Genomic DNA, 278 nt, shown 5'->3' on the forward strand with positions numbered 1-278 from the left:
GTTGGCAACGTTGATTAATTGCGTATTCATATTTATTCCAATTTAATTGCCAATTATGCGTAGTAATTGCCCGCATAACCAAGCCATATAGGTACCAAGTGCGTAACCTAGTACCGCCAGTAAAACACCAACTGGCGCGAGTGCAGGGTGGAAAGCCGAAGCAACAACCGGTGCTGACGCGGCACCTCCGATGTTTGCTTTACTGCCCACCGCGACATAAAAAATAGGTGCTTTAATAATTTTGGCCACCAAGAATAGCAGCCCAATATGTACCGCCA

At 46.0% G+C, this 278-nt stretch carries 1 protein-coding gene; it reads right to left on the reverse strand.

Annotation, left to right across the window (positions count from 1 at the left end):
* Nucleotides 1-42: 42 nt before the first annotated feature.
* On the reverse strand, nucleotides 43-278 hold a 236-nt coding region (locus CWC11_RS21975; RefSeq protein ID WP_138684260.1), incomplete at its 5' end, for a DUF819 family protein.

This window comes from Pseudoalteromonas sp. S3178 (genome assembly GCF_005886985.1).
Classification (GTDB): domain Bacteria; phylum Pseudomonadota; class Gammaproteobacteria; order Enterobacterales; family Alteromonadaceae; genus Pseudoalteromonas; species Pseudoalteromonas carrageenovora.